The 12,893-nt window shown below is 71.7% G+C and carries 14 protein-coding genes; 1 reads left to right on the top strand and 13 read right to left on the bottom strand.

The features are described from left to right. Window positions 1-202: 202 nt before the first annotated feature. From VGR37_04380 to VGR37_04370, 3 genes are read right to left on the bottom strand one after another with little or no spacing between them, the layout of a single operon-like run. A complete protein-coding gene (locus VGR37_04380) occupies window positions 203-526 on the bottom strand; it encodes a DUF2279 domain-containing protein (GenBank protein ID HEV2146632.1) in 324 nt (107 codons plus the stop codon). Beyond that, window positions 523-2,019 (bottom strand): glycerol kinase GlpK, encoded by a 1,497-nt coding sequence (gene glpK, locus VGR37_04375; GenBank protein HEV2146631.1) that lies wholly within the window; start codon window positions 2,017-2,019, stop codon window positions 523-525. Before glpK ends, VGR37_04380 begins: the two co-directional genes overlap by 4 nt. Beyond that, window positions 2,016-2,642, bottom strand: a complete 627-nt coding sequence (locus VGR37_04370) for a Maf family protein (GenBank protein HEV2146630.1) — start codon at window positions 2,640-2,642, stop codon at window positions 2,016-2,018. Before VGR37_04370 ends, glpK begins: the two co-directional genes overlap by 4 nt. A gap of 188 nt (window positions 2,643-2,830) precedes the next feature. Here VGR37_04370 and VGR37_04365 point away from each other — a divergent pair, with 188 nt between their 5' ends. After that, window positions 2,831-3,937, top strand: coding sequence for a hypothetical protein (locus tag VGR37_04365; GenBank protein HEV2146629.1), 1,107 nt, complete (start codon window positions 2,831-2,833; stop codon window positions 3,935-3,937). Between the two features lie 85 nt (window positions 3,938-4,022). On the opposite strand, the gene VGR37_04360 is transcribed toward VGR37_04365, so the two are convergent. The 10 genes from VGR37_04360 to VGR37_04315 all read right to left on the bottom strand — a co-directional run. Beyond that, on the bottom strand, window positions 4,023-4,253 hold the full coding sequence (locus VGR37_04360) for an amphi-Trp domain-containing protein (GenBank protein ID HEV2146628.1): 231 nt from the start codon (window positions 4,251-4,253) through the stop codon (window positions 4,023-4,025). Window positions 4,254-4,291: 38 nt separating this feature from the next. Next, entirely contained in the window at window positions 4,292-4,729 is a 438-nt protein-coding gene (gene dtd / locus VGR37_04355) for a D-aminoacyl-tRNA deacylase (protein ID HEV2146627.1), read from the bottom strand. A gap of 87 nt (window positions 4,730-4,816) precedes the next feature. Further along, window positions 4,817-6,550: a type VI secretion system baseplate subunit TssG gene (gene tssG, locus VGR37_04350; GenBank protein ID HEV2146626.1), complete on the bottom strand. Its 1,734-nt coding sequence runs from the start codon at window positions 6,548-6,550 to the stop codon at window positions 4,817-4,819. Continuing rightward, window positions 6,505-8,316 carry a type VI secretion system baseplate subunit TssF gene (tssF, locus tag VGR37_04345; protein HEV2146625.1) on the bottom strand — a complete coding sequence of 604 codons (1,812 nt, stop codon included), beginning with the start codon at window positions 8,314-8,316 and terminating at the stop codon, window positions 6,505-6,507. The genes tssG and tssF overlap by 46 nt, the downstream gene beginning before the upstream one ends. Further along, window positions 8,313-8,783 carry a type VI secretion system baseplate subunit TssE gene (gene tssE, locus VGR37_04340; protein ID HEV2146624.1) on the bottom strand — a complete coding sequence of 157 codons (471 nt, stop codon included), beginning with the start codon at window positions 8,781-8,783 and terminating at the stop codon, window positions 8,313-8,315. Before tssE ends, tssF begins: the two co-directional genes overlap by 4 nt. 8 nt (window positions 8,784-8,791) lie before the next feature. Beyond that, the gene (locus tag VGR37_04335; protein ID HEV2146623.1) at window positions 8,792-9,283 is read right to left on the bottom strand and encodes a type VI secretion system tube protein Hcp; all 492 of its coding nucleotides are present in this window, start codon (window positions 9,281-9,283) and stop codon (window positions 8,792-8,794) included. A gap of 85 nt (window positions 9,284-9,368) precedes the next feature. After that, window positions 9,369-10,850 carry a type VI secretion system contractile sheath large subunit gene (gene tssC / locus VGR37_04330; GenBank protein ID HEV2146622.1) on the bottom strand — a complete coding sequence of 494 codons (1,482 nt, stop codon included), beginning with the start codon at window positions 10,848-10,850 and terminating at the stop codon, window positions 9,369-9,371. 64 nt (window positions 10,851-10,914) lie between these two features. Further along, complete coding sequence (gene tssB, locus VGR37_04325; protein HEV2146621.1) at window positions 10,915-11,421, bottom strand: type VI secretion system contractile sheath small subunit; 507 nt, start codon at window positions 11,419-11,421, stop codon at window positions 10,915-10,917. A gap of 91 nt (window positions 11,422-11,512) precedes the next feature. Continuing rightward, a complete protein-coding gene (gene tssA / locus VGR37_04320) occupies window positions 11,513-12,658 on the bottom strand; it encodes a type VI secretion system protein TssA (protein ID HEV2146620.1) in 1,146 nt (381 codons plus the stop codon). Then, window positions 12,658-12,893 (bottom strand): hypothetical protein (locus VGR37_04315; protein ID HEV2146619.1); only part of this gene is annotated, 236 nt, incomplete at its 5' end. The genes VGR37_04315 and tssA, both read right to left, overlap by 1 nt.

Raw genomic sequence — 12,893 nt, 5'->3', positions numbered from 1 at the left:
AGACTGCATCTCTTCGACCACCCAGGCAACCATCAACCTCTCTTCCTGCCTTCGGTTCCCTCCTCTCCCTACCTGCCCTCCCTCTTACCTCCTCCTGCTCCCATCGTTCTCCCCCTTCTCGACTTGTGGGTAATGCGTAGCAGAATTGGGGGAGGGTGGCGAGCCTAAGCGAGCCGGGTGGGGGCCCGCCGGGTGGGGGCCTTTACCTCGTCTGCAGCGCCATCGCCGCGCCCGCGCCGATCCCGGCGGCGTCCCACACCAGGTCGCGCGGGGAGAAGGCGCCGCCGGGGAGGCGCTGGTCGCGCAGCTCCTTCCAGATGCCGAAGCCGGCGCCGACGCCCGCGCCCGCCAGGGCGCTCGTCTCCGAGTCGGCGCCGGTGGCGCGCACCGCGGCGGCGGACATGGCGGTCACCACGACCGAGGCGAAGAAGTGCTTCCACTTGTCCTCGGCCAGCCAGCGGTCGGCCGGCTGCTGCGGGCGGCCCTGCTGGAGCGACATGCAGAGCACGAGCATGCAGAGGTTCATCGGTTCTCTCCGTGGTCGGCCCAGGCGCGGGCGGCGCCGAGCGCCCGCCGCCATCCTTCCAGCCATGCCGCCCGGCGCTCCGGGTCGGCGGCCGGCGCGAAGTCCGCCGTCTCCGGGCGGGCGGCGAGGAAGTCCGCCGGTGTTCGCCAGACGCCGAGCGCCAGCCCCGCGAGCCCCGCCGCCCCGAAGGCGGTCATCTCCAGCATGGCCGGCCGGCGCACCGGGACGCCCAGCACGTCGGCCTGGAACTGCATCAGCCAGTCGTTCTCCGCCGCGCCGCCGTCCACGCGCAGGGCCCCGAGCGTCACGCCGGAGTCCGCCTCCATCGCCTCGGCCACGTCGCGGGTGGCGTACGCCATGGCCTCGAGCGCGGCGCGGGCGAGGTGGGCGCGCCCCGTGCCGCGCGTCAGCCCCACGATGGTGCCGCGCGCGCCCGGCTCCCAGTGCGGCGCCCCCAGCCCGGTGAACGCCGGGACGAAGTACACTCCGTCGTTGTCCTCCAGGCCGCGCGCCAGCCCCTCCGTCTCCGCCGCCTGCGCGATCACGCCCACGGCGTCGCGCAGCCACTGCACCGCCGCCCCGGCGATGAAGATGGAGCCCTCCAGCGCGAAGGCGCGCTCCCCGCGCGGGCCGCACGCCGCGGTCGTCAGCATCCCGTGCCGCGAGGGGACCGGCTCGCTCCCGGTGTGCAGCAGGAGGAAGGCGCCGGTGCCGTAGGTGTTCTTCCCTTCCCCGGGCATGACGCAACCGTGCCCGAAGAGCGCCGCCTGCTGGTCGCCTGCGATCCCCGCCACCGGGATCTCCGCCCCGAACGAGGCGCCGTCCGTGGGGCCGTACACCTCGCTGGAGGCGCGGATCTCCGGGAGCACCGCCCGCGGCACGCCGAAGGTGTCCAGCATCCCGGCGTCCCACTCGCCGGAGCGGAGCCCGTAGAGCAGCGTCCGCGAGGCGTTGGTGGGGTCGGTCAGGTGCAGCCGGCCGCCGGTGAGCTTCCACACCAGCCAGGAGTCGATCGTCCCCGCCGCCAGCTCCCCCGCCTCGGCGCGGCGCCGCCCGTCCGGCACGTTGTCGAGCAGCCACGCCAGCTTGGTGCCGCTGAAGTAGGGGTCGATCACCAGCCCGGTGCGCTCGCGCACCTCCGGCTCCCGCCCCTCGGCCTTCATGCGCCGGCACACGTCGGCCGTGCGCCCGTCCTGCCAGACCAGTGCGCGGTGCACCGGCTCCCCCGTGGCCCGGTCCCACAGCACGACGGTCTCGCGCTGGTTGGTGATCCCGATCCCGGCGAGCCGGTCCAGCCCCGTCCCCGCCGCCTCCGCCGCCCGGTGCGCCACCTCCCGCGTGACGCGCCAGATCTCCTCCGCCTCGTGCTCCACCCACCCCGGCCGCGGAAAGTGCTGCGTGAACTCGCTGTACGCCCGCCCGCGGATCTTCCCGTCCGCGTCGATGACGAGGCAGGTGGTGCCGGTGGTGCCCTGGTCGATGGCGAGGATCATTCCGCCTCCCCTACGCGCCGTAGCTCCCCGAACCCGTACCTCCACCCGAACCTCTCGATCAACCCCAGCATCCGCACCACCGGCAGCCCCATCACCGCGAAGTAGTCGCCCTCGATCCGCTCCACGATGGCGGAGCCGAAGCCCTGGATGCCGTACGCGCCGGCCTTGTCCATCGGCTCGCGGGTGGCGACGTACTCCTCGCACTCGCGGCGGTCCAGCGAGCGGAAGCGGACCCGGACGCGCTCCAGGCCGGACTCGATCCGGCCGCCGTGGGACACTGCGATCCCGGTGTGCACCTCGTGGTCGCGGCCGGACAGGCGCAGCAGCATCTCCACGGCCTCGCCGTCGTCCTTCGGCTTGCCGAGCACGTTGCTGCCGAGGACGACGATTGTGTCGGAGCCCACCACCAGCGCCTCGGGCCGGTCGCGGGCGACGGCGACGGCCTTCTCGCGGGCCAGGCGCTCCGCGTGCGCGGCGGGCATCTCGTCGCCCAGGTAGCTCTCGTCGATGTCGGCGGGGAGGGTTTCGAACTCCAGGCCCAGACGGCCGATCAGCTCGGCGCGGCGGGGAGACTGCGAGGCAAGGATCAGGGGCGGGGGCTGCAGGGCGTCGGCGTCCGGCATGGTCGGAGTGCTCGGGGTCGGAGGAGACGGAGACGGCCCGGCAAGCTGCCATTTCCGCGCCACGGCGCGCAACCCGGGGGCGAGCATGCTTCACCGGAGAAATAAGGTTCTGGCGCCCGCGCCCGCTTGTCCTTACTATTGGGGGTTGTGCCCGCCCTACCGCACCCCCCAGAATCCCCGAGGACAGCATGATCCGGTCCTGTTCCCTCCCGAAAGCAGGCGTGCTCACCCTGGCGCTGGTCCTTCTCGCCGGGCCGCTGCACGCCCAGATCCCAGGGCTTCGCGACGCCGCGTCGCGCCTGGGCAACCGCCTCCCCGACATCAGCGGCATGCTGCAGGGGAAGCCGCCCATCACCACCAGCCTCCAGGACGCCAAGTTCGCCGTCGACTCGCTGGACAACTTCAGGCCCGACCGGCCCGAGGGGCGGCTCCTGCGGATCGCGCTCACCGGCCTGGGGATCCGCACCTTCAACGGGATGCCCGTCGATTCGCTCGACCCGTACCCGCTCCGGGCAGGCAGCGTGGCTGCGGTGGACTCGCTGGACCCGTTCCCCGTCCGGGACATGCTGGCGCTGCAGCGGACCCCCAGCGGCGGGTTCGTGCTGCAGCCGGGCTACTACGAGATGCACACCCAGAGCTACTGCATCCACGCGGGGACGCACGGCCCCGGCGGCGGCGACGGGTACCTGTTCGCTCCGCCCGAGGGACCCGCCGAGGAGGCGGTGATGACCATTCTCCGCAACTCGGTGAACCACCCCGAGATCGAGCAGCAGAAGATCCAGACGCTGCTCTGGGCGATCATCGCGCGCGCCAAGTTCGAGGACCTCTCGGCGGAGCACAAGGCGACGGCCTCGCGGCTGATGACGCCACAACAGATCGCCATGCTGAACCGGAGCGCCCTGGACCTCGTCCCCGGCCCGGCGCTGGACCGCGCCCTGACCAGCCTGCCGCCGCTGGTGCGGCAGGTGGTGGAGGCAGAGGCTCGGCTCCGGCAGATGCTCATCAACCCGACCACCTCCTTCGCGGAGCTGGAGCGGGTGGCGGTCCTCGCGGGGGCGGTCGGGATGGGCCCGGGGAGCCGGGAGGTCCCCACCGGGCGCTGGTCCCGGCACCCGGACGGGTACTACGTCCGCTACCTCCCGCAGTCGTACAGCCACACGGTCATGCAGGTGTGGGTGCCCAAGGGGAGCCCGGCGGTGGGGAAGGAGCTCGACCCCGCCATGCACATCGCGATCCCCGGGAACACGGCCCGGCAGCGGCTGATCCAGTCCGGGCGCCCGCGGCAGCAGACGTAGGCCGGCGGGCGGCGGAAGACGAAGGGGGTGCGGCGCTCGGCCGCACCCCCTTTGCGTTCAGGCAACCGATAGAGACGGCGCCCGCTCAGCCCTGCTGCCGCGTCCACCGGAGCTGGAACTCCAGCTCGTCCTCGCCCCCGGAGCGCTCGTGCTCCACGCTCACCCGGGCGTCCACCGGGACCACCATCCGCTCGCCGGCCACCTGGATGGTGAACGGCTTCTCCTGCTCCAGCGCGTCGGCCAGGCGGCGCAGCTTGGCGACGAAGTCCTTCTTGGAGTACACCTTGTCGATGTCGCGGTCCTCCAGCTCGTTCATGGCTCTCCTCCGGGCAGTCGGTTGAATTCCGCGACGGCTCAGCGCTCCAGCACCAGCGTCACCGGGCCGTCGTTCACCAGCTCCACCTGCATCATCGCGCCGAACTCGCCGGTCTCCACCGGGCGGCCGGCGGCGCGAAGCATCTCCACGAAGCGCTCGTACAGCGGGACGGCGGCCTCCGGGCGCGCGGCGTCCACGAAGCTCGGACGGCGGCCCTTCCGCGCGTCGCCGTACAGCGTGAACTGCGAGACGACCAGGACGGCGCCGTCCACTTCGTCCACGGACAGGTTCATCTTCCCCTCGGCGTCGGTGAAGACGCGCAGCCCCACGACCTTCTCCGCCATCCAGCGGAGCGTGTCCTCCGTGTCGCCGCCGGTGAAGCCGGCGAGGAGGAGCAGCCCCCGGCCGATCTCGCCGGTGACGCGGCCCTCCACGGTGACGCGGGCGCGGGAGACGCGCTGCAGGACGACGCGCATGGGTGCTGCGTTCGGGGGACGGGGCTCCGGGCGGGCGGGAAGGTACGGGGCGCGGGGCGGGCTGCGCAACGAGCCGCGCCGGGCGGGTCAGAACATCCCGGTGAAGTTGGGGCCCACGACGGTGTTGTAGTTGTGCTGCACGCCCTGGTACCAGCTCCCCTTGATGGTGTTGCAGCTGGAGCAGATGGGCACGAGGTTCGACGTCTTGTTCAGCCACTGGTTCCTCGCCGCGCGCGACATGTCGCGCCCCTTCTGGTTCCAGTGGCGCGCCACGGGCTTGACGTGGTCGATGGTGTAGTCCTGCTTGGACGCGGGGTGCGGGGCGATGTTGTACGGTGGGTGCGTCCCGAAGGGGACGCCCGGACAGGTGTAGTGCAGGCCGACGGAGGCGTTGACGATCCCCCGGACGTAGGTTTTGGCCGCCTGGCTGAACCCGCCGTAGAACAGCTTCCGGATGGCGTCGCCGCTCCGGTAGGCGGGGACGAGCATGTTGCCGGGCCCCACGCAGGGATCGGGGTGGTTGAGCCGGTTCAGCACCGCCGCGGTCTCCGGCGAGAGCCCGCCCAGGTTGCGCACGGCGAGCAGCTCGGCCAGCACCGCGGCGACGGCCTGCGCGAGCGCGCTCGGCTCCTCGCGCAGGAACCCGACGTCGTCCCTGACCTTCCAGGATTGGAAGTCCTGGAGGATCTCCTCCGCGGCGGCGTAGGCGTTGCCCAGCCGGGTCTGCACCTGGGGGCTCTCGGCCGCGTCGGTCGCGGCGTCCGCGGCGTCCATCGCCAGGTCCCGGACGGCCTGGATGTCCTGCTTGGTCAGCATCCTCAACTCCTCCTCGAAGGGCTGCGTCTTGAGCCAGCTCGTCTGTCCCAGCCGGGTGGTCCCGGCGGCGCCGAGGCGTGACCAGGGAACCTCCGGGGTCTGGAGGACCAGCCGTATGGTGAAGTCCAGCTCGGTGCCCACGTAGAAGCGGGTCAGCTCGTTCAGGGGGCGGAACGCCGTGCCGGTGGGGAGGAAGTCGCGGAGCTGCTCCAGCGTGAGGGGGCCCACGCACAGCTCGAAGCTCCCCTGCTGGTCCCAGACGCGCGACCCCAGCACCGCCCCCTCGCCCAGGGCGTTGTTCTCGCCCAGGCGGCCGATGCGGGTCCGCTGGTCCTCCTCCAGCTCCAGCCACCGCCCCCGGAACTGCTCGCCCTTCACCGGGACGCCGAAGTAGTCGGTGAGGAGCTGCTCCAGCCCCACCATGGAGCGCGGGCGCTGCGCGAAGAGCCCGGCGTACTCCAGGAGCGAGCGGTCCTCCACCCCCAGGCGCCCGCGGAGCTCCGGCGTCCCCAGCCCCATCAGCGCGTACAGGTGCCCGGCGAGCTCCGTCCGCTCCGGCGAGACCGTCGCCAGGGCGAGCCGGTGCTTCTTCCGGACCCGGTACATCAGCGACACCAGCCGGTGGTTGAAGATGTCCAGGAAGTCCCGGAGCGCGGTATCGCCCCTGGCGGCCCGCTTCAGCAACAGCTCGGTGACGGAGCGCGGGAGCGGCGAGAGGCCGCCGGCGAGCCCCAGGAACGACACGGTCATCGCCCAGGGGCCGTCGCCGTCGTCGGAGCTCCCCACGCGCACCACGTCGGAGGACGGGAAGCCCAGCCCCGTGGCGGAGCGGAAGCGGACCACCTCGTTCTCGGGCTCCGTCCCCTCCCCCACCGGGCCGGCGTCCGGGGAGAGCAGCTCCAGGAGGCGGACGGCCTGGTAGAAGTCGAAGCGGTACTCCTCCTCGAAGAGGAGGTCCCTTACAGGACGATCTGCTCGCCGGCCTGCGGCGGCCACTGCTTCCATACCCCCTCCCGCTGCTTGCTCCGCGCCACCAGCTGCGTGAACGAGTTCACGGAGGCGTAGAGCGCGAAGAACTGGTTGAGGACCGTCGCGAAGAGGAAGGCGCTGCTCCCGGCGTACGCCTCCTCGTCGAAGGTGAGGGTGACCTCTGTGCCGCGGCAGAAGCCCCGCCACGCGTCCGCCCCCACGCGCCGCACCACCGGCCGGCAGGCCATCTCCCCGATCCCGCGGATCTGCTCGTCGATGGAGGGCTGCCCGAACGCCGAGTACAGCCCCAGGATCTCGCGCAGCGCGCGGATCCCGTCCTTGCCGCCGGTGAGCGACAGGTGGTTCAGCGACAGGTGCGACACCAGCCGCCACTGCGCCGCCCCGCCGAGCGCCGGATCGAGCTGGGCGGTGGGCGGGTGGAGGGCCACGATGCGGTGCAGCGGCGCCGTCTCCTCGATCTGGAGGAGCGCGGCGTCCTGGAGCTGCTCCGCCAGGTGGCGGTTGGTGCAGAGGGTGTGGGCGTACACCGTCTGCCGGGAGGGCTTCGCCGGGTCGAAGCCCAGGTCCAGGAAGGAGAGCCAGGTCTCCGTCCCCGGGACGTCCTTGCGCCCGGTGGGGCGCCGCCGCGCGGTCCAGAACGCCGCCTGCTCGCGCCCGCGCACCTCGTGCGCGAAGGAGTAGAAGGGCTGGATGACCTGGCTCTCGTCGTTCCCGTCGGAGGAGGCGGAGACCCGGACGATGGAGTGGATCTCGGTGGTCCGCTCCCGGCGCACGTCGGGTACCAGCCGGTACTCGGGGGCGCGGTGGTGCAGGCGGAGGGGCTCCGTGGTCCGGCGGAACAGGTTCACCGCCGGGGTGCACCCCAGGACGAAGTTGCGGGGGTCGACGGCGAGCCGGGCGGCGGGGCGGCGGTCCAGGAGCAGCAGGACGTCGAAGTGGCGCTCCGAGCCGTGGGCGTCCAGGTGGTCCAGGTCGAAGAAGAGGAATTTCCGCGGGACGGTGAAGTACTCCTGCAGGAGCCGGTACCCCGGGTGTGAGTGCGGTGGGTACGGGATCACCTCCTCGTCGGCGCCGAGGCCCACGGGGCGGAGCGCCGTCTTCGGGAGCAGCACCGGCCGCTCGGTGCCCTCCGGGAGGACGGCCACCTGCACCGTGTGGGCGAAGAGCAGCTCGTACAGCGCGCTCGCCGTGCGCATCTCCCCGTTCAGGTAGAAGCGCAGGGTCTTCAGGTCCAGCTCCTTCAGCGACCCGGCCATGGCCTGGATGCGCAGCCGCAGCACCGTGGAGACCCGCGGCATCCGCTCCACGAAGTCGTAGCGGGCCGTGGACTCGAAGGCCGCGTGCGCTACCTCCACCGGCCAGAGCGTCACCGGGTAGCAGGTCCGGAAGCGGCAGTGCAGGCCGTCCGGGGTCTGCGTGAAGAGCCCGGTGTGCTTCGGGATGCGGTGTCCGGTGGTGAGCTTCCCCTGGCCGGGGTCCACGTCGAAGCGCGCCACCGTCATGGAGGGGACGGGGCGCAGGTAGTGCGGGTAGAGGATCTCCAGGAGCGAGGAGGTGATCTCCGGGAACTCCTCGTTCAGGTTCAGCCGGATGCGGGCGGTGAGGAAGGCGAACGCCTCGATCAGCCGCTCCACGTGCGGGTCGGGGCACTCGTCCCCGCCCAGCTCCAGCCGCCCCGCCACCTTGGGGTACGACTGCGCGAAGGCCGCCCCCATCCGGCGGAGGTAGGTCAGCTCGGACTGGTAGAGGTCGAGCAGCTCTTCCTGGGTGCGGCGGCTCATTCGGGGGCCTGGGCGGCGGCGTCGTGGATGGCGACGGGGAAGGAGACGGCCTCCATCACGTCGCCCACCACCAGCATGGCGTCCACGCGCACCAGCAGCTCGCGCTGGCTGTTGCGGAGCGGCTCCACGGCGATCCGCGCCTGGCGGAGCCGCGGCTCGTAGGCGGCGACGGTCGCGCGGATGTGCTCCGCGAGCGCCTCCTGCGCGCGCGGGTCGCGGGTGTGGAGGTGCGAGAAGTCGGGGAGGCCGTACTCCAGCACGGTCCGCTCCCGCCCCTCCAGCTCCTCCAGGGTGAGGGTGCACCGGGTGTTCAGCAGCCGCTTCACCTCCCGGCGCACCGAGTCCAGCAGGGCGTCGCGGTCGAGGACGCGCAGGGGCGCCGGCTCCGCGGCCGACTGGGGACTCTCGTCCACCAGCCGGTCGAGGAGCAGGGCCCTTGCGCCCCGCGTGCGTCTGGGTTCGCGCACGGGCTGCGTCAGGAGGCCGGGAGCGCGTTGGCCGAGACGTCCCACCCGCCGGAGACGGTGCCCGCCTCGCCGCTCTCCTCGTTCTGCGCCGTGAAGTCCCACTTGATCGCGGCGTAGTTCAGGGAAAGGCTCTCCACCGGCTTGTCGCCGCCGCCGCCGCCCACCGACACCGAGGAGATGATGCAGTCCTCCATGGTGTAGATGATGAGCGGGATCACCGCGCCGGCGTCGTTCCGGCCGATGGTGACGACCACCTGGCCCAGGTTGGTGGCCTCGCAGCACTTCTGGTTCAGCACCGGGGACGCCTTGTCCAGGTACTTGGTGAGGTGGAAGTCCTGGTGCATGGGGCGCCCGGAGGTGCGCTCCGTGTTGGTGACGTCGCCCGTGACCTGCTGGGAGACGCCGTGCGAGTAGGAGAGCACCTCGATCTGCTCCTCGTACCCCGTGATCTGGCTGGTGCCGGGCACGTCGGGGATGCTCAGCATGATAACGTCGGCCATCGTGTCCTCGTCGTTGGGTGGGGTTCATGGGATCCGGCGCGGGAGGAGGGACGGCGCGCCCCTCCCCCGGCCGGTCCGGTCCGGCTTACGCGGCCGGCGGCGGCAGCTCGGCCACCAGGCGGATGGAGGCCGTCAGCTCCTCCAGCTGGAAGTGCGGGCGCAGGAACACGGTGGCGTTGTAGCACCCCGGCTTCCCCGGCACCTCGGTCACGTCCACGCGGGCCTCGCGCAGCGGGAACTTGGCCTTGGCGGCCTGCGGCGCGTCGTCGTTCAGGAGCACGTACTGCGCGATCCACTTGTTCAGGTACTGCTCCACCGAGCCGCGGGTCTGGAAGCTCCCCACCTTGTCGCGCATGATGACCTTGAGGAAGTGCGCGAAGCGGGAGGCGGCCAGCACGTAGGGGAGCTGCGCCGACAGGCGGGCGTTGGCGTTGGCCTGGTCGGTGTTGTAGACCTTGAACTTCTGGGCGGTCGCCCCGCCGAAGAAGGCCGCGTAGTCGGTCCCCTTGCAGTGGCAGAGCGCGATGAAGCCCAGGTCGTTCAGCTCCTTCTCGCGCCGGTCGGTGATGGCGATCTCGGTGGGGCACTTGAGCGCCACGTCGCCCTCGTCGGTGCGGAAGGTGTGCGTCGGGAGCCCCGACACCACGCCGCCGCCCTCCACGCCGCGGATGGCGGCGCACCAGGAGTGCTGCGCGAAGGCGGTGGTGATGCGCAGCCCCATGGCCCAGGCGGCGTTCCCCCACAGGTACCTGGAGTGGTCGCGCCCGGTGACCTCCTCCTCGTAGTCGAAGCCCTCCACCGGCTGCGTGTCCCGGCCGTACGGGAGGCGCATCAGGATGTGCGGGAGGCAGAGCGACACGTAGCGGGAGTCCTCGCTCTCGCGGAACGACTTCCACTTGATCAGCTCGGCGCTCTCGAAGATCTTCGCCAGGTCGCGCGGGACGCCCAGCTCGGTGAAGCTGTCCATGTCGAACAGCCGCGGGCTGGCGGCGGCGATGAAGGGCGCGTGCGCCGCGGCGGCCACGTTCGACATCTTCTGCAGCAGAGCCACGTCCTGCGGGTGGCGGCCGAACTCGTAGTCGCCGATCAGCAGGCTGTAGGGGTGCCCGCCGAAGGTGCCGTACTCCTCTTCGTAGATCATCTTGAAGAGGGAGCTCTGGTCGAACTCCACCGCCTTCTCCAGGTCGGTGAGCAGCTCCTTCTGGGTGGCGTGCAGGACGTGCAGCTTGAGCTGGGTCCCGGTCTCGGTGTTCATCACCAGGTAGCTCAGGCCGCGCCAGGTGGCCTCCAGCTTCTGGAACTCCGGGGCGTGCATGATCTCGTCGAGCTGGTCGCTGAGCAGCTCGTCGATCCGCGCGATCCGGTCGTTGATCATCTTGACGGTGTCGGTGCTCACCATCATCGCCTCGTCCAGCACCTGCTGCGCGAACTCGCCGATCAGGTCGCGGGCGTAGTCGCGCTGCAGGTCGTCGCGGGCCATGCGGCCGTGCGTGATGATGCGGTCGAGGAGCGGGAGCTCCTCCAGCGCCACGCCGCCGGCGGCGGTCGCAGTCTCGGTTTCGGCCATCTCTCGTCTCCAGTGGGGGTGGGGCGCGGCCCGCGGGGTGCCGGGGCGGCCCGGAAGTCAGGGATCAGGCGTCCGCGCCGGAATCGGCGGCGGGGCGGAGCTGCTTCAGGTTCTCCGTGTTGACCACCACCTCCTGGAGGAGACGGTCCAGGTCGTCGTTCCCGTCCAGCTTGGTCAGCAGGTCGGACAGGCGCTGGCGCGCCTCCAGGAGCCTGCGCAGCGGCTCCACCTGCTTGACCACGGCGGCGGGGTCGAAGTCGTCCATGTGGCTGAACTTGAGCTCCACGTTCAGCTTGGAGTCATCCTTGGTGAGCCGGTTCGGTACCTGGAATGCCAGGCGCGGCCCGATGGACTTCATGATGCCGTTGAGGTTGTCGCGGTCGATCTCGGTGAAGCGGCGCTTCTTGAGGATCGGCAGCGGCTCCGCGGGCTTGCCGGCCAGGTCGGCCATGATGCCGACCACCAGCGGGAGCGACTTCTTCTCGATGGCGTCCCCGGTCTCGACGTCGTAGGTGATCTGGACGCGGGGGGGACGCACGCGGTCAAGCTTGTGCTGGGTACTCTCCGCCATGGGGAACTCCTTCCGGAAGTGGTGAAAGGCTCACCCCCTCGGGCTCCGAGGCGGGTGGTGGGGAACGGTCTTGCCGGGCGGCGGGCGCCGCTCAGCGGGTGTTGCCGGGCTCGACCATGCCGAGGAAGATGCGGAGCGTCTTCAGGTCGTACCCGTCCCTCAGGAACTCCACCAGGAGGTCCGAGAGCGACATCCCTCCCCAGGCGACGGCGCGCTGCAGGAGGAACGGGGTGGGGCTGTGGGGCTCGGTCCGGAGCAGGTACTCGGACACCTCGTTCAGCATCCGGTACGCTTCGTCGCGGCTGGAGATGGCGCGGGTCCGGCGGACCGCCTCTCCCTCGACCTCGATCTTCACGGGCACCTCCTCGTGGGCCGGCGCGGACGCCCGGGGGGCCGGGGCCGCGGGAGCGGGTTCTTCTTCCTCTTCGAGGACCGGCTTGTCTTCCAGGACCAGCTTCACCCAGTCGTGGATGGCGTTGAGCGTCCCGGTGAAGCGCACCAGGCCGGGCGCCGCGCGCCCCATCCGCTCGTCCAGGAGCGCCTGCAGCGCGTACGCGGTCTCGGCCGCCTCGCACAGGTCGCGCGCGACCTCCTCGTAGAAGCGGCGCGGGGTGAGGGTGATGCTCGCCAGGACCCGGCCGCGGCTCAGCGTCTGCTCGGGCTCGGCGCCCTTGCGCGGGTCCGGCTTGCGCGCCGCGCCCGCGTCCTTCTTCGCCAGGTTGTCCAGCCGCAGCGCCTCCTGCCACTGGAACCAGGAGTAGGGGAGCGCGTCCGCGGCCTCGGGGCGGGACACCTTGATCCCCGCCAGGGTGACGGCCAGCCGCTCGTTGATCCACTCGAAGACGGGGCCGCGCGCCTCCGGGTCCTCGGGCTCCGGACGGGGGTGCAGCTCGTCCCAGAAGGTCCGCGAGAGGGCCAGGATCACGGCCAGCCCCTCGCGGGTCCCGGCGAAGCCGTGCAGGTGCATCCACGCCTCCAGGAGCCAGGCGGACACCTGCAGGTCCTTGGAGCGCGATTCCAGCACCTCGGTGCAGAGCGCCTCCACCCGCCCCCAGTCGGCGCGCTTCAGGTCGCGCTGCCAGATCCCCTGCGGGACGCTGCGGTCGTCCTCGCGGCGTGCCTCGCGGATGCGGTCGTAGGTCCCCTCGTATCGGAGCAGCTCGCCGCCGGGGTCCCCACCCGGGATAGGAGCGAGGAACCGCCCCACGTCCACGGCGAACGGGCGCGCCGCGGCCATCAGCGGGCCCTCCCGGAGGCCAGGGCCTCGCCGCGCGTGGCGCGCAGGTACGGCGCGTGTGCGGGGAAGGCGGGGAGGGTGTACTCCTCGCGGGTCTCGGGGTGGAGGAGGCGCAGGCGGACGAAGACGCGGGCCGGGGGGCCGGCGAGCGTGTCGTCGGCGGCGGCGCCCCGCAGCGTCGCCACGTCGAAGCGGAGGGTGTGGCGCCCGCGCGCGGCGGAGCCCGCCAGGTCGG

The sequence above is a fragment of the Longimicrobiaceae bacterium genome, assembly GCA_035936415.1.
GTDB lineage: Bacteria > Gemmatimonadota > Gemmatimonadetes > Longimicrobiales > Longimicrobiaceae > JAFAYN01.
Note: the sequence above shows the minus strand (reverse complement) of the source record. Positions and strands in the feature narration are given on the sequence as shown.

Excerpts from the sequence above, each read along its gene's own strand:
- tssC (HEV2146622.1), bottom strand. The coding sequence starts at position 10,850 with ATGGCCGAAACCGAGACTGCGACCGCCGCCGGCGGCGTGGCGCTGGAG.
- VGR37_04335 (HEV2146623.1), bottom strand. The coding sequence starts at position 9,283 with ATGGCCGACGTTATCATGCTGAGCATCCCCGACGTGCCCGGCACCAGC.
- VGR37_04360 (HEV2146628.1), bottom strand. The coding sequence starts at position 4,253 with ATGAACGAGCTGGAGGACCGCGACATCGACAAGGTGTACTCCAAGAAG.
- tssB (HEV2146621.1), bottom strand. The coding sequence starts at position 11,421 with ATGGCGGAGAGTACCCAGCACAAGCTTGACCGCGTGCGTCCCCCCCGC.
- tssG (HEV2146626.1), bottom strand. The coding sequence starts at position 6,550 with ATGGAAGCAGTGGCCGCCGCAGGCCGGCGAGCAGATCGTCCTGTAAGG.
- VGR37_04380 (HEV2146632.1), bottom strand. The coding sequence starts at position 526 with ATGAACCTCTGCATGCTCGTGCTCTGCATGTCGCTCCAGCAGGGCCGC.
- VGR37_04365 (HEV2146629.1), top strand. The coding sequence starts at position 2,831 with ATGATCCGGTCCTGTTCCCTCCCGAAAGCAGGCGTGCTCACCCTGGCG.
- dtd (HEV2146627.1), bottom strand. The coding sequence starts at position 4,729 with ATGCGCGTCGTCCTGCAGCGCGTCTCCCGCGCCCGCGTCACCGTGGAG.
- tssF (HEV2146625.1), bottom strand. The coding sequence starts at position 8,316 with ATGAGCCGCCGCACCCAGGAAGAGCTGCTCGACCTCTACCAGTCCGAG.
- VGR37_04370 (HEV2146630.1), bottom strand. The coding sequence starts at position 2,642 with ATGCCGGACGCCGACGCCCTGCAGCCCCCGCCCCTGATCCTTGCCTCG.
- tssA (HEV2146620.1), bottom strand. The coding sequence starts at position 12,658 with ATGGCCGCGGCGCGCCCGTTCGCCGTGGACGTGGGGCGGTTCCTCGCT.
- glpK (HEV2146631.1), bottom strand. The coding sequence starts at position 2,019 with ATGATCCTCGCCATCGACCAGGGCACCACCGGCACCACCTGCCTCGTC.